This is a genomic window from Micromonospora sp. NPDC048898, from assembly GCF_043198035.1.
Lineage (GTDB): Bacteria > Actinomycetota > Actinomycetes > Mycobacteriales > Micromonosporaceae > Micromonospora.
In genome coordinates this window covers 164853-183185 of record NZ_JBICUF010000001.1, presented here as the reverse complement: position 1 = coordinate 183185, position 18333 = coordinate 164853, and the positions used below count along the sequence as shown (strand labels likewise).

Annotated in this window: 15 protein-coding genes; 9 read left to right on the top strand and 6 right to left on the bottom strand. The window is 71.1% G+C overall.

Annotated elements, in window-relative coordinates; genetic code table 11:
- Positions 1–17: 17 nt before the first annotated feature.
- Positions 18–1772 (bottom strand): ATP-binding protein, encoded by a 1755-nt coding sequence (locus ACGFIQ_RS00940; protein ID WP_393237358.1) that lies wholly within the window; start codon positions 1770–1772, stop codon positions 18–20.
- A 148-nt stretch (positions 1773–1920) separates the two neighbouring features.
- A complete protein-coding gene (locus ACGFIQ_RS00935; RefSeq protein ID WP_393237355.1) occupies positions 1921–2667 on the bottom strand; it encodes a pyrimidine reductase family protein in 747 nt (248 codons plus the stop codon).
- 150 nt (positions 2668–2817) lie between these two features.
- Between ACGFIQ_RS00935 and ACGFIQ_RS00930 the strand changes: the two genes are divergently transcribed.
- From ACGFIQ_RS00930 to ACGFIQ_RS00905, 6 genes are all read left to right on the top strand, one after another.
- Positions 2818–3372, top strand: a complete 555-nt coding sequence (locus ACGFIQ_RS00930) for a plasmid pRiA4b ORF-3 family protein (RefSeq protein ID WP_393237352.1) — start codon at positions 2818–2820, stop codon at positions 3370–3372.
- A 233-nt stretch (positions 3373–3605) separates the two neighbouring features.
- Positions 3606–4892, top strand: coding sequence for an ABC transporter substrate-binding protein (locus tag ACGFIQ_RS00925; protein WP_393237349.1), 1287 nt, complete (start codon positions 3606–3608; stop codon positions 4890–4892).
- Positions 4893–5001: 109 nt separating this feature from the next.
- Positions 5002–5973 (top strand): carbohydrate ABC transporter permease, encoded by a 972-nt coding sequence (locus tag ACGFIQ_RS00920; protein ID WP_393237347.1) that lies wholly within the window; start codon positions 5002–5004, stop codon positions 5971–5973.
- A gap of 10 nt (positions 5974–5983) precedes the next feature.
- Positions 5984–6826, top strand: a complete 843-nt coding sequence (locus ACGFIQ_RS00915; protein ID WP_393237344.1) for a carbohydrate ABC transporter permease — start codon at positions 5984–5986, stop codon at positions 6824–6826.
- Positions 6823–8244, top strand: coding sequence for a GH1 family beta-glucosidase (locus ACGFIQ_RS00910; protein WP_393237341.1), 1422 nt, complete (start codon positions 6823–6825; stop codon positions 8242–8244). Before ACGFIQ_RS00915 ends, ACGFIQ_RS00910 begins: the two co-directional genes overlap by 4 nt.
- A gap of 82 nt (positions 8245–8326) precedes the next feature.
- Positions 8327–9373 carry a LacI family DNA-binding transcriptional regulator gene (locus ACGFIQ_RS00905; protein ID WP_357070177.1) on the top strand — a complete coding sequence of 349 codons (1047 nt, stop codon included), beginning with the start codon at positions 8327–8329 and terminating at the stop codon, positions 9371–9373.
- An 8-nt stretch (positions 9374–9381) separates the two neighbouring features.
- On the opposite strand, the gene ACGFIQ_RS00900 is transcribed toward ACGFIQ_RS00905, so the two are convergent.
- Both ACGFIQ_RS00900 and ACGFIQ_RS00895 read right to left on the bottom strand, forming a co-directional pair.
- The gene (locus ACGFIQ_RS00900) at positions 9382–10602 is read right to left on the bottom strand and encodes an acyl-CoA dehydrogenase family protein (protein ID WP_393237337.1); all 1221 of its coding nucleotides are present in this window, start codon (positions 10600–10602) and stop codon (positions 9382–9384) included.
- Positions 10602–11681, bottom strand: coding sequence for a phosphotransferase family protein (locus ACGFIQ_RS00895; RefSeq protein WP_393237334.1), 1080 nt, complete (start codon positions 11679–11681; stop codon positions 10602–10604). The genes ACGFIQ_RS00900 and ACGFIQ_RS00895 overlap by 1 nt, the downstream gene beginning before the upstream one ends.
- 150 nt (positions 11682–11831) lie before the next feature.
- Between ACGFIQ_RS00895 and ACGFIQ_RS00890 the strand changes: the two genes are divergently transcribed.
- Positions 11832–12533: an amino acid-binding protein gene (locus ACGFIQ_RS00890; protein ID WP_393237332.1), complete on the top strand. Its 702-nt coding sequence runs from the start codon at positions 11832–11834 to the stop codon at positions 12531–12533.
- An 89-nt stretch (positions 12534–12622) separates the two neighbouring features.
- Positions 12623–13693: a GNAT family N-acetyltransferase gene (locus ACGFIQ_RS00885; protein ID WP_393237329.1), complete on the top strand. Its 1071-nt coding sequence runs from the start codon at positions 12623–12625 to the stop codon at positions 13691–13693.
- 6 nt (positions 13694–13699) lie between these two features.
- Here ACGFIQ_RS00885 and ACGFIQ_RS00880 read toward each other — a convergent pair whose 3' ends face one another.
- On the bottom strand, positions 13700–14098 hold the full coding sequence (locus ACGFIQ_RS00880; RefSeq protein ID WP_393237326.1) for a VOC family protein: 399 nt from the start codon (positions 14096–14098) through the stop codon (positions 13700–13702).
- A gap of 155 nt (positions 14099–14253) precedes the next feature.
- Positions 14254–15042 carry an LPXTG cell wall anchor domain-containing protein gene (locus ACGFIQ_RS00875; RefSeq protein ID WP_393237323.1) on the bottom strand — a complete coding sequence of 263 codons (789 nt, stop codon included), beginning with the start codon at positions 15040–15042 and terminating at the stop codon, positions 14254–14256.
- A gap of 355 nt (positions 15043–15397) precedes the next feature.
- Between ACGFIQ_RS00875 and ACGFIQ_RS00870 the strand changes: the two genes are divergently transcribed.
- The gene (locus tag ACGFIQ_RS00870; protein ID WP_393237320.1) at positions 15398–18301 is read left to right on the top strand and encodes a glycoside hydrolase family 9 protein; all 2904 of its coding nucleotides are present in this window, start codon (positions 15398–15400) and stop codon (positions 18299–18301) included.
- The last annotated feature ends 32 nt before the right edge of the window (positions 18302–18333 follow it).

Sequence of the window (18333 nt, the reverse complement as noted above, 5' to 3'; positions counted from 1 at the left end):
GGTGTGCCGGCCCCTGCCTAGAACGGGATGTCGTCGTCGGTGCTGCCGCCACCGGAGCCCACCACGGCGAACGGGTCGGCGGACTGGGTGATCGAGCGCAGCGTCTCCGATGGTGCGCGGCCCGCCTCGGAGACCCGGGTCGCCCAGGCGGGGAACGGGAACTCCAGGCAGAGCGGCACCGGGATGTCCGGCTGGTTGACGAACATCGTGCCCGGCTTGGCCAGCAGCGCCCGCTGCCGCTGCGCGGGCGGGAGGAAGCCGTATTCCGGCCGGGACGCCTCGGCCGGGTCGAGCCGGCCGACCACCCGGATCGCGGAGTTGGTGACGATGCGCCGCTCCACCTCGCTCGCCGTCTGCTGCGCGCCGATCAGGATCACCCCGAGCGAGCGGCCCCGCTCGGCGATGTCGAGCAGCACCTCCTTGATCGGGGAGGAGCCCTCCCGGGGGGCGTACTTGTTGAGCTCGTCCAGGACGACGAAGAGCAGCGGCTTGGCGGTGCCGGACTTCTCCTTGCGCTCGAACTCGCTCTTGAGCGTCACACCGACCACGAACCGCTGGGCGCGATCCGGAAGGTTGTGCAGGTCGACCACGGTGACCTGCGCCGACTCGCTGGTGTTGATCGAGTGCGGGCGACGGGTGGCCAGGTCGCCACGGATCAGCCGGGCCAGGTCCTTCTTGCTGCCGATCAACCGCCGGGCGAACGCGTTGACGGTGCCCAGACCGACCGCGCTGCCCGCCCAGTCGGAGCGGGTCTCGTCGTCGTTGAGCTGGTCGACGATGTGGTCGACCAGGTCGCCGTAGGAGCCGAGCCGGACCCCGTCGATGCTCACCCCGCCGTCGGCGGGCTGGGCGTAACGGGCCAGGTGCGCGGTCACCGAGTGGACCACCATCGTGTACTGCTGGCGCTCGTCGTCGGCGTCGGCGAACACGTACGGCAGGAGTCGGTCGGCGCAGAACTCGCTCAACGTCCAGTAGAACGAATCCACCCCGGTGAGCCGGCTGCTCACATCCGGTGTGCCGGCCGCGTCACCGACCCGCGGCGGGGCGTACACCCGCACGTCGGGGAAGGCGCCGGCGCTCAGACCGAGCTTCGCGTACGCCGCGCGGGTGGGCTCGTCGAGACGGGTGTTGGGGTGGTCCAGGAAGAGCAGGTCCTCACCCTTGACGTTGAAGATCAGCGCCTTGGCGTTGACCGCGTCGCCGCCCAGCACCCCGGACCGGAACACCGAGTAGAGCAGGAAGGTCGCGAAGCTGGTCTTGGTGGCCACCCCGGAGATGCCGGAGATGGAGACGTGCGCGCCCCGGCTGCCGTCGAGGAAGTCGGCGTTGAGGTAGACCGGCACCCCGTCCCGACCCATGCCCATCGGGATGCGCCGCTCCATCCGGTCGAAGTGCAGCGCACGCGCTCGGGCGTCACCCTCCGCCCGGTGCACCACCGCCCCCGGGGTCGGCGGCACGTACAGCTCCGGATCGACACGCGTCGTGGTGACCTCGGCCGCCTCCTGCACCATCGCGGGCAGCGTGCCGTCGGCGATGGCGAACACGTCGGAGTCGAACTGGGCGCCCTCGTGCCGGGCCCGGACCTGGGTGACCACACCGGCGATCGTCACCGGCTCCCGGTCGGGCAGCTCCCGCCGGGTGACCACCACGTCGTCGAGTTGCAGGTAACTGCCGGGCGCCACGGCCGTCCAGAACTGCAACGGAGTGGCGTCGGCGGTGCCCAGCACCCGCCCGACCGCCTCGCCCGGGCTGTCGAGGTCGGCGTCGGTCATCGGGCGACTCGGGTCGGTCGGGCAGCACGGTCGGGAAGCATGCCCTGCATCCTGCCCGAGGAGTACGACAGGTCGCCACGCGACGCGTCGGACGACACCATGCGTCGGCACCCTCACGACTGTGGGTGTGTGCCGGGGCGACGGCGGGTTACGGGCGGGCGTGGCGGAGCATGAGGACACCGTCCTCGGCGGCGAGCAGGTGGCGCAACGGCAGGTGCCGGGGCGGCGCGGTGTCGCCGGCGGTGATCCGGCCCGGGCCCGGCCCCGCCAGCAGCGGTGCGACGGTCAGGCACAGCTCGTCGACCAGGTCTGCGGCGGTGAGCGCGCCGAACAGGTGCGGGCCGCCCTCACAGAGCAGTTGGGTGAGCCCGCGTCGGTGCAGCTCGGCGAGGCCGCCGGCCAGGTCGACACGCCCGGTGCCGCAGCGCAGCAGGTCGGCGACGTCGGTCAGGCCGGGCGGCGGCTCCGCGTCGGCGTGGGTGAGCACGATCGGCCGCGTCGGCGCGTCGGCGAAGGCGGCCTGCGCCGGATCCAGGTCGAGTGCGGCGGAGACGACCACCAGCGTGGGGTAGTCGGTCAGCCCGTGGTCGCGGCGCCAGGCGCGGCGACGCTCGTTGAGCCGGACCGCCCGGTAGGCCTCGTGGCGAAGTGTGCCGGCGGCCACCACCAGCGCGTCACAGACCATCCGGAGCAGGCCGAAAACCCGCTTGTCCGGCTCGCCGGACAGCCCGGCGGAGTAGCCGTCCACGCTGACCGCGCCGTCCAGGCTGGTGACGAGGTTGACCCGGAGTCGGGGCTCGTCGGCGCGGTCGTAGAGCGCGGTGAGCGCGGCGTCGTCGAGCGGTTGCGTCGACGGCTCCGGCCAGAGCCGTCGGATCGGCATTCCGACGGTCATTCGCCGGCCGGACCGGTGACCGGAGGGGTCGGTCGGGCGGTACGGTGCTGACAGTCGCACCAGTTCCGGCCCGGGCAGTCGTCATGACGCCGGGCCCGGCACGCTCGGCAGATCATGCTCGAAGCCTAAGCCCGGGGAGGCCAGGACAGCATGCCGCGTCAGATCTTCCAGCTGAAGATGTCCCTCGCCGGCGTCCGCCCGCCGGTGTGGCGACGGGTGCTCGTCCCGGCCGGCTACACGCTGGACCGGCTGCACCGGGTGGTGCAGCACGCGATGGGTTGGCGAGACTGCCACCTGCACTCGTTCGAGATCGACGCCGTGCAGTACGGCGAGCCCGACCCGGACGGGGAGTTGGCGCTGCACGACGAGCTGGACGTGCGGTTGGACGCGGTGCTCGGCAAGGGCAGCCGGTTCTCCTACACGTACGACTTCACCGACTGGTGGGAGCACGACCTGGTGGTGGAGGACGCGCTGACCGTCGATCCCGACCAGCGGTACCCGCTCTGTCTGAACGGCGAGCGGGCCTGCCCGCCGGAGGGCGTCGGCGGGCCACCGGGTTACCAGGCGCTCCTGGTCGCGTTGGCGGACCAGGGCGACGTGGCCGACCCGCGGCACGTGATGCTGCGCGACTGGGCCGGGTCCACCTTCGACCCCTTCCGGTTCGATCCCCGCCGCACCACCACGCTCCTGCGCCGCTTCTGCTGACCCGGCGTGGGGCGTTCGGTGGGGGGCCGAATGGGGTGTGACCTTTGGGGCAGCATAGCGGTAACGATCTGGGAACGCTCCCATTGTCCTATTGACACTCCCGTTACCCGCCGGCAATCTCATGGGAGCGCTCCCGAGGGTGGCTTGTGTCACTCACGCATCCCCCGGCCTCGCGCGATGAGCACCCCCACCACAAACCACCCAGCCTCACCACCGGAAAGAGGGGTCAGCGAATGATTGTCACCACGCGGCGTACCCGCTTGGCGGCCGCTGCCCTGGCCGCGATCACCGCAATTGGCGGTCTCGCGGCCTGCGGCAAGGACGACGACAAGCCGGCTGCCGGCGAGAAGCCCACCAAGCTGGTCGTCGATACCTTCAGCGAGTTCGGCTACGACGAGCTCGTCAAGCAGTACGAGAAGGACACCGGCATCAAGATCGAGCTGCGCAAGACCGCGCAGCTCGGCGAGTACCGGCCGAAGCTGGTCCGCTACCTGGCCACCGGCAAGGGTGCGGCGGACGTCACCGCCCTGGAAGAGGGCATCCTCAACGAGTTCAAGGCCAACCCGCGCAACTGGGTCGACCTCGCGCCGCTGACCTCGGACCACTCCAAGGAGTTCCTGCCCTGGAAGTGGGAGCTGGGCAAGGCGCCGGACGGCCGGCTGATCGGCCTGCCGACCGACGTCGGCAGCCTCGCCGTCTGCTACCGCAAGGACCTGTTCCAGTCGGCCGGCCTGCCGACCGAGCGCGACCAGGTGTCGGCGCTCTGGCCGGACTGGAAGGGCTTCCACGACGCCGGTCTGAAGTACAAGCAGGCCACCGGCAAGGCGTTCATCGACTCGATCACCGCCGTCTCCAACGGCGTGATGTTCCAGGGCAACGGTGACCTGTTCTACGACAAGGAAAACAACATCATCGCGGACACCAGCCCCGCGGTGAAGAACGCGTGGGAGACGGCCACCGGGATGGCGGACATCTCCGCCAAGGCGCAGACCTGGTCGCCGGAGTGGTCGGGTGGCTTCAAGCAGGGCACCTTCGCGGCCACCTTCTGCCCGTCCTGGATGCTCGGCATCGTGTCGGACAACTCCGGTCCGGCCAACAAGGGCAAGTGGGACGTCGCGTCCGTGCCGGGCGGCGGCGGTAACTGGGGCGGCTCGTGGCTCGCGGTTCCGGAGCAGAGCAAGTACCCGAAGGAGGCGGCGAAGCTCGCCGAGTACCTGACCAACGCGAAGAGCCAGGTGGACGCCTTCAAGCTCAAGGGCCCGCTGCCCACGAACCTGGAGGCGCTGAAGAACGACGCGTTCCTCAGCTACACCAACGAGTACTTCAGCAACGCGCCGACCGGCAAGATCTTCGGTGAGAGCGTCGCCAAGATCCAGCCGACCCACCTGGGTCCGAAGCACCAGTCGGTGAAGGAGAACGCGTTCGAGCCGGCCCTGCGGGCCTTCGAGAGCGGACAGGCCAACAAGGCGAAGGCCTGGGAGCAGTTCACGAAGGACGCCAAGACTCAGGGCGCCTTCTGAGTGATTCCCTGCCGGTGGCGTTCGGGGCTTCCCGGACGCCACCGGCCGGTCCCCTCCGCGTAGCGCCCTGCGCGAGGGCCCCCGGGCCTCGCCGGAAAAGGAAATTCGCATGAGCCTGTCGGCCACGACGGCACCGCCGTCGCCAGCAGCACCGCCTTCTCCCGACGTCTCTCGCCGACGCAACCGGGGAAGGTTACTCAACCGTCTCGACGTCAAGTACTCGCCGTACCTCTACATCGCCCCGTTCTTCCTGATCTTCGGCGTGTTCGGGTTGTACCCGATGGTGCGTACCGCCTGGATGTCGCTGCACGACTGGGACATGATCGGCGACCACTCGTTCATCGGCTTCGACAACTACACCCGGCTGGTGTCCGACGAGTACTTCTGGAACGCGCTGGTCAACACGTTCGGCATCTTCGCCCTGTCGACCATCCCGCAGCTGTTGCTCGCCCTCTTCCTGGCGAACCTGCTCAACCGGACCTTCCTGCGCGCCAAGACCTTCTTCCGGATGGCCATCTTCGTGCCGAACGTGGTGTCGGTGGCCGCGGTCGCGATTGTCTTCGGGATGCTGTTCCAGAAGGAATTCGGCCTGTTCAACTGGCTGCTCAGCCTCGTCGGTGTCGACGCCGTCGACTGGGACGGGGAGCGCTGGAGCTCCTGGTTCGCCATCTCCACCATGGTCAACTGGCGGTGGACCGGATACAACACCCTGATCCTGCTCGCTGGCATGCAGGCGATCCCGAAGGACCTCTACGAGGCCGCGGCGATCGACGGCGCCAGCCCGTGGCGGCAGTTCTGGCAGATCACCCTGCCCATGCTCAAGCCCACCTTCATCTTCGTGGTCATCCTCTCCACGATCGGCGGCATGCAGCTCTTCACCGAGCCCCTGCTCTTCGCCAACGGCAGCATCCTCGGCGGCAACCAGCGGGAGTTCCAGACGCTGGCCATGTACATGTACGAGATGGGAATCGAGAACCTGAACACCGCCGGCTACGGAGCCGCGGTCGCCTGGGCGATCTTCATGATCATCGTCGTGGTGTCGCTGTTCAACTTCCTACTCGTCCGCCGCTCGGCGAAGTGAGGAGAGCGCGATGATCTCGGGTTCCCAGCGCCTCTGGCGCACCAGTCCGCTGACCTACGTCGCGCTCGTCCTGGCGGCGCTGCTCTCGATCTACCCGTTCTACTACATGCTGGTGATCGCCACCCGCAGCCTGGACCAGATCAACGACGTGCCGCCACCGGTGACCCCCGCCGGCGCGTTCGGTGACAACTTCGGGCGGGTGCTCGACAACGACGCCGCCAACTTCTTCACCGGCATGATCAACTCGATCATCGTCTCGTCGGTGGTCACCGTGTCGGTGGTGCTCACCGGTTCGCTGGCCGGGTTCGCCTTCGCCAAGCTGCGGTTCAAGGGCAGCAACGCCCTCCTGCTGGCGATCATCGTCACCATGATGATCCCGACCCAGATGGGCATCATCCCGCTCTGGGGCATGATGCAGGACCTGGGGTGGTACGACACCCTCTACGCGGTCACCGTGCCGTTCCTGGTCACCGCCTTCGGCGTGTTCATGATGCGCCAGTACGCCAGCCAGGCGATCTCCGACGAGCTGATCGAGGCCGGTCGGGTCGACGGTGCGAGCACGTTCCGGATCTACTGGAGCATCGTGCTGCCCGCGCTGCGTCCCGCCGCCGGCGTCCTCGGTCTGCTGACCTTCATGGAGACCTGGAACTCGTTCCTCTGGCCGTACGCCGTCCTCACCCCGGAGAACCCGACCCTGCAGGTCTCGCTCTCCTTCCTGTCGTACGCCTACTACACCGACTACTCCCAGGTGTTCGCCGCCACCGCGATCGGCACCATCCCTCTCGTGCTCGTCTTTCTCGTGTTCGGCCGCCAGATCATCGGCGGCATCATGGAAGGTGCCGTCAAGTCGTGAGCAACCCCGCCAGCCCCAACGCCGTCGACGTTCTCGACGACCGTCCCGGGCTGACCTTCCCACCCGGTTTCCTGTGGGGGGCCGCGACCGCGGCATACCAGATCGAGGGGGCGGCGGCCGTCGACGGCCGTACCCCGTCGATCTGGGACACCTTCAGCCACACCGACGGTCGGGTCGTCGCCGGGCACACCGGCGACGTCGCGTGCGACCACTACCACCGGCTCGGCGACGACGTCGCGCTGATGGCCGAGCTGGGCCTCAAGTCGTACCGTTTCTCGGTCTCCTGGTCGCGGGTGCAGCCCGGCGGCGCCGGTGCGGCCAACCCGCAGGGGTTGGACTTCTACCGGCGACTTGTCGACGAGCTGCTGGCCAAGGGCATCGAGCCGTGGCTGACCCTCTACCACTGGGACCTGCCGCAACCCCTGGAGGACGCCGGCGGTTGGCCGGCGCGGGACACCGCGGCCCGCTTCGCCGACTACACCACGCTGGTGGCCGACGCGCTCGGTGACCGGGTGCGCTACTGGACCACGCTGAACGAGCCGTGGTGCTCCGCGTTCCTCGGCTACGGTTCCGGCGTGCACGCCCCGGGCCGCACCGACGGGGCGGACGCGGTCCGCGCCGGGCACCACCTGATGCTCGGTCACGGCCTGGCCGTGCAGGTACTGCGGGCCACCCGGCCGGCCGCCGAGGTGGGCGTGACAGTCAACCTCTACCCGGTCGACCCGGCCACCGACACCCCTGCCGACCGGGACGCCGCACGGCGTATCGACGGGTTGGCCAACCGGTTCTTCCTCGACCCGCTGCTGTGCGGGTCGTACCCGGAGGACCTGGTTGCCGACCTCAGCACCGTGACCGACTTCGGCCACGTGCGCGACGGCGACCTGGCGACCATCTCCACGCCGCTGGACCTGGTCGGGGTCAACTACTACAGCCGGCACGTGGTCGCCGCACCGGCCGAGGGCGTCGAGGCCGACCCGGCCCCCTCGTGCTGGCCGGGCAGCGCGGACGTCCGGTTCGTCACCCGGGGCGTCCCGGTCACCGACATGGGCTGGGAGATCGACGCCCCGGGCCTGGTCGAGACCCTGCGCCGGGTGCACGAGTACACCGATCTGCCCCTCTACGTCACCGAGAACGGCTCCGCGTTCGTCGACACGGTGGTCGACGGGCAGGTCGACGACGTCGACCGGCTGGCCTACTTCGACGCCCACCTGCGCGCCGCGCACGAGGCGATCGACGCCGGAGTGCCTCTGCGGGGATACTTTGCCTGGTCGTTGATGGATAATTTCGAATGGGCCTGGGGCTATACCAAGCGGTTCGGCATGATCCACGTCGATTACGACAGTCAGGTCCGCATTCCCAAGTCCAGCGCCAAGTGGTACGCCTCGGTGATCCGGCGCAACGGTCTGGCCGCACAATAGGCTCGGGCCAGCCATCAGGACGGCCCCGGCGTCCACCTTCCGCAGGTGGCGCCGGGTCCGCCCGCCGTCGGAGGAGCAGACGATGACAACGCAGCGCACCCGGTCACTCGGGCGTCCGACCCTCGATGCGGTCGCGGCACGCGCCGGTGTCGGTCGGGGCACGGTCTCCCGCGTGGTCAACGGCTCGCCGCAGGTCAGCCCGGAGGCCCGGGCCGCCGTCCAGCAGGCCATCGCCGAGCTGGGGTACGTGCCGAACCGCGCCGCCCGTGCGCTGGTCACCCAGCGGACCGATTCCGTCGCGCTGGTGGTGTCCGAGTCCGGCGAGCGGGTCTTCACCGAGCCGTTCTTCGCCGCCATCGTCCGGGGCATCAGCTCCGGCCTGCTGGAGACGCCGATGCAGCTCTGGCTGGCCATGGCGCAGTCGCCGGTGGAGCGGGAGCGGGTCGAGCACCACCTGACCAACCAGCACGTCGACGGCGTACTCCTGCTGTCGTTGCACGACTCCGACCCGCTGCCGACGCTGCTGGAGGAGCGTGGCCTGCCCGCCGTGCTCGGCGGTCGGCCCGCCCGGATGCTGCAACCCGGCGCCCAGCCGGCCTGGTTCGTGGACGTGGACAACGTTGGCGGGGCCCGGCAGGCGGTGGAGTACCTGGCGAGGCAGGGGCGACGTCGCATCGCCACCATCGCCGGCACCCAGGACATGGGCGTCGGCCTGGCCCGTCTGGCCGGCTACACCGAGGCGGTCAAGGCCACCGGGGCCGGCGTCAACCCCGACCTGATCGCGTACGGGGACTTCAGCGAGGGCAGCGGCGCGATCGCCATGCGCCGACTGTTGGACGCGTGCCCGGATCTGGACGCGGTCTTCGTCGCGTCCGACCTGATGGCGTTCGGCGCGCTGCGTACGCTGCGGGAGGCCGGTCGGCGGGTGCCCCAGGACGTCGCGGTGATCGGCTTCGACGACGCGACTATCGCCCTCCGGGCGGACCCGCCGTTGACCACTGTCTTCCAGCCGGTGGAGGAGATGGGCCGGCAGATGGCCCGCCTGCTGGTGGCCCGGATCCGCGGCGAGGCCCTCCCGGCCCCCCACATCCTCCTGGACACCCAACTAGTCCACCGAGCCTCCGCCTAGGGCGTGTGTCAGGCGGGGGCGGGGGTCCAGCGGCGGAGTTCGCGCTTCGCCAGGGAGTTGCGGTGGACCTCGTCGGGGCCGTCGGCCAGGCGCAGGGTGCGGGTCTGTGCCCAGAGGGCGGCCAGGGGAGTGTCCTGGCTGACGCCCGCGCCGCCGTACCCCTGGATGGCCTTGTCGATCACCCACTCCGCCATCGCCGGGGTGCCGATCTTGATGGCCTGGATCTCGGTGTGCGCGCCCTTGTTGCCGACGGTGTCCATCAGCCAGGCCGTCTTGAGCACCAGGAGCCGGGCCTGCTCGATGCGCACCCGGGACTCGGCGATCCACTCCCGGACCACGCCCTGCTCGGCGAGGGGGCGGCCGAACGCGATCCGTTCGTTGGCCCGGCGGCAGAGCAGCTCCAATGCCCGCTCAGCCATTCCGATCAATCGCATGCAGTGGTGGATCCGGCCGGGGCCCAGTCGGGCCTGGGCGATGGCGAACCCGGTGCCCTCGGCGCCGAGCAGATTCTCCGCGGGCACCCGGACGTCGGTGAAGTCGATCTCGGCGTGCCCGCCGTGCGACCCGTCGGTGTAGCCGAAGACGGTCATGCCCCGGCGCACGGTCACCCCGGGGGTGTCCCGGGGGACCAGCACCATGCTCTGCTGCCGGTGCCGGTCGGCGGCCGGGTCGGTCTTGCCCATCACGATGAGGATCTCGCAGCGCGGGTCCATCGCCCCGGACGACCACCACTTGCGTCCGTTGATCACGTACTCGTCGCCGTCGCGGATGATCCGGGTGGCGATGTTCGTGGCGTCGGAGGACGCGACGTCCGGCTCGGTCATGCAGAACGCCGAGCGGATCTCACCCTCCAGCAGCGGCATCAGCCACCGCTTCTGCTGATCCCCCGAGCCGAACTCGGCAAGCAGCTCCATGTTGCCGGTGTCCGGTGCCGCGCAGTTGACCGCCTCCGGTGCCAGGTGCGGGCTGCGCCCGGTCAACTCGGCCAGCGGCGCGTACTGGAGGTTGGTCAGGCCGGCGCCGTAACGCGGGTCGGGCAGGAACAGGTTCCACAGGCCGCGTTTGCGGGCCTCCGCCTTCAGCTCGGCCAACACCGGGGTACGCGACCACGGGTCGCCGGCGGCCACCTGCTCGGCGTGCACGGCCTCGGCCGGGTAGACGTGCTCGGTCAGGAACCGGGTCAGCTCGTCGCGCAGCTCCTCGGTCCGGCTGTCGTATGCGAAGTCCATCACCGCTCCCTGGCAGCGGTCAGCCCGTGCGCGACCAGCGGTGCCACCAACTCGCCGATCCGGTCGAAGCCCTCGCCGAGCGTCTGCCCGAGGGTGTGGCGGTAGTGGATGCCCTCGCAGATGACCGCGAGCTTGAAGCAGCCCAGCGCCACGTGCCAGTGCAACGGCCCGACATCCACGTCGCTGCGCCCGGCGTACCTGTCGATCAGCTCGTCGCCGGTGGGGAAGCCGGCGCGGGGGCCGAGCCCGTCGGCGACGGGGTTGCCCTCGGCCGTGTCGCTGCCGCCGAGCACGTCCCAGTACGTCAACAGCAGCCCCAGGTCGGCGAGCGGGTCACCGAGGGTGGCCATCTCCCAGTCGAGGACGGCGTGCACGGCCACCGGGTCGGCCGAGGCGAGGAGGTTGTCCAACCGGTAGTCGCCGTGCACGATCCGGCCGGCGTTCGCGCCCTCCGGGGCGCTGGCCGCGAGCAGGTCACGCAGCTCGTCGATGCCGGGCAGCTCGCGGCTGCGGGAGCGGTCGAGCTGCCCGCTCCAGCGGCGGACCTGCCGGGCCAGGTAGCCCTCCGGGCGGCCGAAGTCACCGAGCCCGACCGTGGCCGGCTCGACGCTGTGCAGCGCGGCGAGCGTGTCCATCATCGCCATGGCGAGAGCCCGGCGTCGCTCGTCGCCCAGCGGGTCGGTCTGTGCGCGGGAGCGGAGCACCTCACCGGGCATCCGCTCCATCAGGTAGAACGGCGCGCCGATCACCTCCGGGTCGGTGCAGAGCAGCAGCGCGCCCGGGACCGGCACCTCGGTCGCCGCCAGCGCGGAGATGACCCGGAACTCGCGGGCCATGTCGTGCGCGGTCGCCAGCACGTGCCCGAGCGGAGGGCGGCGCAGCACGACCTCGCGGTCGCCGAGGCGCAGCAGGTAGGTGAGGTTGGACTTGCCGCCCGCGATCAGCTGGGCCCGCGGCGGCCCGACCGCCAGCTCGGGCCGGTGCCGGGCCAGATAGCCGGCGAGCCGGTCCAGGGCAAGGCCGGCCGGAGCGGCGGAAACGGTGCCCGGTCGCGACATGTTGGCGGCCGGATCACTCATCCGACTAGTTGATGGCAGCGTGCCCACGTTGTCAAGGTCAGAGTTTCCCCTCGGGTCATGGCTCCGCAACAGGGACGAAATGGTCAACCGGCAGGCTGTGACACAGCCTGCCGGCCGCTTGTCGCCGGCCCGCCGAGCGGAGGGACAGACATGTTGCTGCGAGTTCGGGTCACCCTGCCGGACCGTCCGGGCACGCTCGGCCAGGTCGCCCGCACGTTGGGCGTCTCCGGGGCGGACATCGTCCAGGTGGTGGTCCTCGAACGGCTCGGCGGGCGCGCGGTGGACGACTTCACTGTCGTCTGGCCGGGTGCCGCCCGGGTGGAGCGGCTGCTCGCCGGCCTCGCGGCGATTCCGGGCGTGCGGGTGGACGGTGTGTGGCGGGCGATCGGCGCGCCCACCACCACCGGCCAGGACGCGGAGCTGCTGGCCCAGGTCGCGGCCAACCCGGTCGACGGGCTGGCCACCCTTGTCGACGCGGTGCCCGGGCTGCTGGCGGCCGACTGGGCCGTCGCCGCCGTGGTGCCCGTCGACTGGGCCTCACGGACCGGGGGCGGCGGGGCCACGGTGGGGCACGCGAGCTGGCGTACCCCGGTGCCCCTGCGGTTGCCGGAGGTGACCCCGCTGCGCGGTCGGTCGATGACCACGCCCGACGGCACCCACCACGCGATCGCGCCGTTCGGCCGGGCGGGCCTGGTGCTGGTGGTGGCCCGGGAATACAGCGACACCCTCTGCGCCGCCAACTTCCACAGCACCGAGGTGGACCGGCTCACCCAGCTGGTCCGGGCCAGTGCGGTGATCCTCGGCGATCGACTGGACCTGGTCGGCGCGCCGCCGGTGGTCGCCGGCCCCTGACCGGCCGGCGAGTTCCCGGGCGCGACACCGCCGGGCAATCGCGCGGCAACAGCCGGGGGCGAGGCTCGGCGGTGGGAAGGGAGCCAACCATGACGTTGTGGCGGATTCGGGCAACTGTGGAGGACCGGCCGGGTTACCTGTCGGTGCTCACGGCGAGCCTCGCGCTGCGCGGGGTCAACATCCTCACCGTGCAGGTGCAACCCACCGAGCAGGGCGCGGTGGACGACTTCCTGGTCGACGCGCCCGACGCGCTCGACGAGGCGGGCCTGATCGCCGCCGTCGAGCGGGGTCGGGGCCGGGACTGCTGGGTGGCGCGCAGCGAGGCGCGCGGCCTGGCCGACCAACCCACCCGGGTGCTCGGGCTGGCCAACCGGCTGGTCCGCGACCCGGACGCGACGGGCGAGGCGTTGCAAACCCTGCTCGGCGCCGACTCGGTCACCTGGCGACCCGCGTCGACAGGCGTCGACCGGGGGATCGCCGGTGCCGCCATGACGCTGGCCGACCCGGCGGGGGGCTCGTTCGCGTTGCGCCGGGCCGCGCCCGCCTTCACCCCGGCGGAGTACGCGCGGGCGCAGGCCCTGGTCGAGCTGGCCGCGACCGTGGCGCGTCGGGCCGCGGAACAGGTCACCCTGGTGCTGCCCGACGGGGCCGAGGTGGCCGTCCGGCCGGGCTGCGCGCACGACCTGTCCGGTGTGCTGGAGCTGCACGAGACGTGTTCACCGCGCAGCCGGCAGCGGCGTTATCTGGGCGGGGCGGCGCTGCCGCGGCCGGCCCGACTGCGCCGGCTGCTGGAGCCGGGGCGAGGGCTGACGCTTGTCGCCACGACCACCGGTGCCGACGGCGCGGGTGAGTCGGTGGTCGCCATGGCGAACCTGCTCGGCGAGGGCGACGAGGCCGAGGTGGCGCTGCTGGTGCGCGACGACTGGCAGCGGCGGGGGCTCGGCTCGGCGCTGCTGCGCCGGTTGGTCCGGCACGCCGACGCGGCCGGGTACGCGGCCTTGGTGCTGCACGTCCAGGCGGAGAACACCCCGATGCTGCGCACGCTGCACCGGCTGGGCCGACCCAGCTCGGTGGAGCGCGACGGCGGGTTGCTCACCCTCACCGTTCCTCTCGCTCAGGCCGCCAGGTTAGACCGGCAGGGCGTGGCCTCCAGGCCTTAGGCCTGCTCAGCGCCGGGACGGCTCGCGGCGGCCCGAGACGCAGAACCGGTTGCCCTCCGGGTCGGCGAGCACCACGTACGGCGGCTCGGTCGGGTGCGGCTCGGTGGGATAGTGCCGCCAGTTGACGATCCGGGCACCGAGGGCGAGCAGCCGGTCGAGTTCCTCGTCGAGGGGCCGGTCGTCGGCGTCCAGATCGAGGTGGAGCCGGGGGAACTCCCGCACGGGGCTCTCGCTGAGGTCCATCGCGAGGGCCATGCCCGACACCCCCGGCGGCGGCTCCAGCACGATCCACTCGTCGCCAATGAAGCGGGGCTCGCGGCGACGGTAGCCGAGGGCCGCGGCCCAGAACGTTCCTGCCCGCTCGGCGTCGGACACGCCCAGAGACAGCTGCGCGATCAATGCCATCTCCCGACGGTACGCGTAGGCAAGGGCCCCTTTGCGCGCGCCGTGCGTCCACCAGGGGGCGTCTCGCGTTCTCGGTGCGCAGGGCGCCGGGCGCGCGAAACGCCCACGACCGGCCGTCGGAGCGATGTCCGGGGCCGGTCGCGGGCGTTCGCCGGTCAGCTGGTGAAGGTGATCCGGTCGCGACGGCGACGCATCATCAGCAGGGCGCCGCCGCCGATGAGGGCGACACCGCCGAGTGCGAGGCTGGTGACGGCCACGCCGGTGAGCGGGAGGCTGCCCCCGTTGTCGCCGCCGCCCGCGCCTCCCGGGGTCGAGGCTGAGCCGCCGGCTGCCGCCGACTCCGACGGCGGGACCGACTCCGACGGCGGGACCGAGCCCGTCGGCGTCGACGTGGCCGGGGTGGTCGTTGTCGGCGAGCCCGTGGTGGGCGTCGGCGTCGGGGACCCCGTGGTCGGCGTCGGGGTCGGCGACGCGGTGGCGCCGGCGCCGGCGCACGTGTGGCTGAGGTTGAACCTTCCGCCCTCGCCGCTGACGAGCGCACTGCCGCCGGTCAACGTCCATCCCGCCGGGGTGAAGAGATAGGCGTGCTTCACCTGTTTGTCGCCGCCGCCGTTGGCGGACAGGAAGTCGGTGTAGGGATCCGCGGGGTTCGGCACGGTCACCGTCACCGACACGCCCGCGGTGTCCTTGAAGGTCAGAGTCAGGCTCTGGAAGTCACCGGCCCGCTTGGTGGGCAGCACGAAGTGCCAGCCGTCCTGATCGGTGGGTCGTGTGCCGAACTTGGGGTCCCGGCACTCCTGCTGGAACATCCCCGCCGTCGCGCCGGCGTGCGCGGGGTTGAGGGGGACGACGCTCGATGCCCAGACCGGGGAGGCGATGGCGAGAACGGCCGTGGCGGCGGCGGTGGAGACGGCCGCGCGCGTCAGGCGCCGACGCAGTGGCATGAGGATTCCTCCGGTGTTGGTCGAGGGGGCCGCTCATGATCCCATGTCGAGGGCCTGCCGACGGCATCACTCGACCGGCCTGACCTGGGCGACGTCTCGGTCGGGAAGTGCCTGCCGGGTCGGTGTTTCCTGCTGCCGTGCGCGTGTCGTCGTAACACCCACGGTCGCGGCGGCGCTGGCGGTGCAGTACGGGCTTCCCAATCGATGACGGGCGCATTACATTGTCGGTTATCCATGGGAGCGCTTCCACGCCTTCCGTGGTCACACCGCCACCTCGCAGTCGCCGGTGGCCGTGCCGCCCGTACGCCGTCCCGCGTCGGTGCGACCGCCGGCGGCACCTCCGACAGGAGCCCGCATGCGCCACCTGACCCGGCCGTCCAGCGGCCACCCCGGTCGGTCACCGGTCGCCGACCAGCCTTGGCCCCGGCGCTTGCTGGCCGTCGGCGTCGCGCTGCTCACCGGCGCGTCCCTCGCGGTCACCGCACCGCCGTCCGGTCCCGCCGCCGCCGCGCCGGCCGCGACCTACAACTACGCCGAGGCGCTGCAGAAGTCGCTGCTTTTTTACGAGGCGCAGCAGTCCGGCAGGCTGCCCGACTGGAACCGGGTCTCCTGGCGCGGCGACAGCGCCCTCACCGACGGCGCCGACGTCGGAGTGGACCTCACCGGCGGCTGGTACGACGCCGGTGACCATGTCAAGTTCGGCTTCCCGATGGCGTTCAGCGCCACCATGCTGGCGTGGGGGGCGGTCGAGTACCGCAGCGGCTACACGGCCTCCGGGCAACTGCCGCACCTACTCAACAACCTGCGCTTCGTCAACGACTACTTCATCAAGGCGCACCCGTCCGCGAACGTCCTCTACGGGCAGGTCGGCAAGGGCGACGACGACCACAAGTGGTGGGGTCCGGCCGAGGTGATGCAGATGGCGCGGCCCGCGTACCGGATCGATGCGAGCTGTGGCGGCGCGGACCTGGCGGGGGAGACGGCGGCCGCGATGGCCGCCTCCTCGATGGTGTTCCGGCCCACCGACGCGGCCTACGCGGACAAGCTGCTCGGCCACGCCCGGCAGCTCTACACCTTCGCCGACACGGTGCGGAAGGCATACCACGAGTGCATCACCGACGCGACGAGCTTCTACCGCTCGTGGAGCGGCTGGCAGGACGAGCTGGTCTGGGCCGCGATCTGGCTGCACCGGGCCACCGGTGAGGCGAGTTACCTGGCCAAGGCCGAGAGCGAGTACGACAAGCTCAACACCGAGAACCAGTCCACCACCCGCTCCTACAAGTGGACCATCGCCTGGGACAACAAGCAGTTCGGCGCGTACGTGCTGCTGGCCAACCTGACCGGCAAGCAGAAGTACGTCGACGACGCCAACCGCTGGCTGGACTACTGGACCGTCGGGGTGAACGGGCAGCGTGTTCCGTATTCCCCCGGCGGGATGGCGGTGCTCGACTCCTGGGGCGCGCTGCGGTATGCGGCCAACACCTCGTTCGCCGCGCTCGTCTACAGCGACAAGACCACCGACACGACCCGCAAGGCGCGCTACCACGACTTCGCCGTCCGGCAGATCAACTACGCGCTCGGCGACAACCCGCGCAGCTCCAGCTACGTCATCGGGTTCGGCGCCAACTCGCCGAAGAACCCGCACCACCGCACCGCGCACGGCTCCTGGTGGGACAGCCAGACCGTGCCCGTGCAGACCCGGCACACCCTCTACGGCGCGCTTGTCGGTGGCCCGTCCGCGGCCAACGACGCGTACAGCGACAGCCGGTCGGACTACGTGATGAACGAGGTGGCCACCGACTACAACGCCGGCTTCACGTCCGCGCTGGTCCGGCTGACCTCCGAGTACGGTGGCACGCCGCTGGCCAACTTCCCGGTCGCCGAGACGCCGGACATCGACGAGTTGACCGTGGAGACCACCGTGGCGCAGGCCGAGCCCCGGGCCACCGGGCTGAAGGCGATCGTCTACAACAAGTCCGCGTTTCCGGCGCGTGCGCTGACCGACGGGAAGTTCCGCTACTACTTCCGGCCCGACGGCACCGGCCCGGTGCAGGTCACCGCCGGCTACACCCAGGGCTGCCCGTCCCCGACCACCGCCAAGCAGTTCAGCGGCGACATCTGGTACGTCGAGGTGGACTGCACCGGGCACACCATCGCCCCGGCCGGCCAGTCGGCGCACCGGATGGAGGTCCAGTTCAAGATCGGCGTGCCGGAGGGCGGCACCTGGGACCCGACCAACGACCCGTCGTACCAGGCCACCGCCGGGCCCAACCGGAAGGTGCCGCTCTACTCCGGCACCACCCGCGTCTGGGGCGACGAGCCGGGGCCGGTCGTGCCGGACACCACCGCCCCGACCACGCCGGGTAAGCCTGTCGCGTCCGGCCTCGCACCCCGTTCGGTCACCCTGACCTGGCCGGCCTCCACCGACAGTGGCGGCAGCGGCCTGGCCGGCTACGACGTCCGCGAAATCGAGGTTGGTGGCGACACGGTGCTGACCCGGCCCGTCACCGGCACCACGCTCACCATCTCGACGCTGCTGCCGGAGCACACCTACGAGTTCTCGGTCGTCGCCCGCGACGGCGCGGGCAACAGGTCGGCGGCCTCACCGGTGCTCACCGTGACCACACCGCCGACCGGCTCGGCCGACACCACCGCGCCGAGCACCCCCGGCACCCCGGTCGCCTCGGCGGTCACCGCCACCGGGCTCACCCTGGCCTGGACCCAGTCGACCGACAACGTCGCCGTCACCGGGTACCGGGTCTACCGCGAGGCCGGCGCCACCGACGCGCTTGTCGGCTCGCCGACCGGCACCACCGTGGCGGTGTCCGGGCTGACCGCGTCGACGGCGTACCAGTTCTACGTGGTGGCCGTGGACGCGGCCGGCAACACCTCCGCGGCGTCCGCGCCGGTCGCGGTGACCACCGCGCCCACGCCGGTCGGCGGCACCTGCTCGGTGGGGTACGCCACCACCGACTGGAGCCCCGGCTTCACCGCCGCGGTGACGATCACCAACACCGGCACCACCGCGATCAACGGCTGGACGCTGCGGTTCAGCTTCCCCGGCGGGCAGACCGTCAGCCAGGGCTGGTCGGCGGCGCTCAGCCAGACCGGCGCGGCGGTCACCGCCACGAACCTGTCCTACAACGGCACGATCGCGCCGGGCGCGTCGGTGAACTTCGGCTTCAACGGCGCCTACACCGGCACCAACCCGAAGCCGACGTCCTTCACCGTCAACAACACCACCTGCGCGCTCTCCTGAGCGCCCACTGACGACGAGACCTTGGGCAGTTG

What these genes read in the sequence shown, in the direction of transcription:
- ACGFIQ_RS00940 (WP_393237358.1), bottom strand. Translation starts at nt 1,772, where the DNA reads ATGACCGACGCCGACCTCGACAGCCCGGGCGAGGCGGTCGGGCGGGTG.
- ACGFIQ_RS00935 (WP_393237355.1), bottom strand. Translation starts at nt 2,667, where the DNA reads ATGACCGTCGGAATGCCGATCCGACGGCTCTGGCCGGAGCCGTCGACG.
- ACGFIQ_RS00930 (WP_393237352.1), top strand. Translation starts at nt 2,818, where the DNA reads ATGCCGCGTCAGATCTTCCAGCTGAAGATGTCCCTCGCCGGCGTCCGC.
- ACGFIQ_RS00925 (WP_393237349.1), top strand. Translation starts at nt 3,606, where the DNA reads ATGATTGTCACCACGCGGCGTACCCGCTTGGCGGCCGCTGCCCTGGCC.
- ACGFIQ_RS00920 (WP_393237347.1), top strand. Translation starts at nt 5,002, where the DNA reads ATGAGCCTGTCGGCCACGACGGCACCGCCGTCGCCAGCAGCACCGCCT.
- ACGFIQ_RS00915 (WP_393237344.1), top strand. Translation starts at nt 5,984, where the DNA reads ATGATCTCGGGTTCCCAGCGCCTCTGGCGCACCAGTCCGCTGACCTAC.
- ACGFIQ_RS00905 (WP_357070177.1), top strand. Translation starts at nt 8,327, where the DNA reads ATGACAACGCAGCGCACCCGGTCACTCGGGCGTCCGACCCTCGATGCG.
- ACGFIQ_RS00900 (WP_393237337.1), bottom strand. Translation starts at nt 10,602, where the DNA reads ATGGACTTCGCATACGACAGCCGGACCGAGGAGCTGCGCGACGAGCTG.
- ACGFIQ_RS00895 (WP_393237334.1), bottom strand. Translation starts at nt 11,681, where the DNA reads ATGAGTGATCCGGCCGCCAACATGTCGCGACCGGGCACCGTTTCCGCC.
- ACGFIQ_RS00890 (WP_393237332.1), top strand. Translation starts at nt 11,832, where the DNA reads ATGTTGCTGCGAGTTCGGGTCACCCTGCCGGACCGTCCGGGCACGCTC.
- ACGFIQ_RS00885 (WP_393237329.1), top strand. Translation starts at nt 12,623, where the DNA reads ATGACGTTGTGGCGGATTCGGGCAACTGTGGAGGACCGGCCGGGTTAC.
- ACGFIQ_RS00880 (WP_393237326.1), bottom strand. Translation starts at nt 14,098, where the DNA reads ATGGCATTGATCGCGCAGCTGTCTCTGGGCGTGTCCGACGCCGAGCGG.
- ACGFIQ_RS00875 (WP_393237323.1), bottom strand. Translation starts at nt 15,042, where the DNA reads ATGCCACTGCGTCGGCGCCTGACGCGCGCGGCCGTCTCCACCGCCGCC.
- ACGFIQ_RS00870 (WP_393237320.1), top strand. Translation starts at nt 15,398, where the DNA reads ATGCGCCACCTGACCCGGCCGTCCAGCGGCCACCCCGGTCGGTCACCG.